General features: G+C 68.0%; 1 protein-coding gene. It reads right to left on the bottom strand.

Going from position 1 to position 450, the window contains the following annotated elements; translation table 11 throughout:
* Positions 1 to 450, bottom strand: a 450-nt coding sequence (locus RMP09_RS23020) for an MmgE/PrpD family protein (protein ID WP_310568306.1), incomplete at both ends; no start/stop codon positions are given.

Genomic DNA, 450 nt, shown 5'->3' with positions numbered 1-450 from the left:
CCGAGCCGATGCAGGACGGTATGCCAACCGGAACCAGCGCCATCTCCGTGTAGCGGCGCAGCGTCGGATAGACGGCTTCGTAGACGCGCGTGGTCACCTCGATGCCACGCACCACAGCCTCCAGCACGCGCGTACTGGGCGCACCTAACACCTCACCCAGCGCCAGAGCCGCGGTGACGTTTCCGATGCTGGCGTGGCCGCCGATCAGGTCATTCAGTTCGAGCACGTCGCCCAGATAGCCATTGATGCGCACCGCGCCTTGAAGCGAACGCCGGTGCGGCGTGCCGAAGACCGTGGCGGCCTCGTCGGCGGAAGCCGGCTCACACGCGAGGGCCAGGCGTGCCTCCTCGGTGCGGGTTCCGGCCAGTGCACAGCCCACCGTGTCCAAGATGCAGAGGCGGGCTTGGCGCCGGACCGATTCCGGGATGTCCTGAACGGTCATGGCGCTCG

This window comes from Hydrogenophaga sp., from assembly GCF_031426985.1.
Classification (GTDB): Bacteria; Pseudomonadota; Gammaproteobacteria; order Burkholderiales; family Burkholderiaceae_C; genus Hydrogenophaga.
Note: the sequence above shows the minus strand (reverse complement) of the source record. Positions and strands in the feature narration are given on the sequence as shown.